Genomic DNA, 276 nt, shown 5'->3' with positions numbered 1-276 from the left:
AGCACGTTTTATGTTATATGAAATTCGAAAGCAGTTAGTAGAAAAAATGAATCGACTACATGAAAATAATGAACAAAAGCGTAATGTAATTCAAAACTACGATAAAAAATTTAATGTAGGTAATATCGATGGAACGGTAACGGCTGTACGCCGAGTAGAAATTGCTCAACAACAAGGCTGGTTCGGAAAAATGATTAATAATCAGCAACGTTCATTCAAAAGAGAATTTGAAGACATCGTAACGCAATATGTACACAAATTAAATGAATATCGAAA

At 31.9% G+C, this 276-nt stretch carries 1 pseudogene; it reads left to right on the top strand.

The features are described from left to right. A pseudogene (locus SB717_RS35550) lies at positions 1-276 on the top strand (tubulin-like doman-containing protein); the annotation flags it as partial.

Origin of the sequence: Priestia sp. SIMBA_032 (genome assembly GCF_046535215.1) — a bacterium.
GTDB lineage: Bacteria > Bacillota > Bacilli > Bacillales > Bacillaceae_H > Priestia > Priestia aryabhattai.
This window is presented reverse-complemented; position numbering and strand designations above follow the sequence as displayed.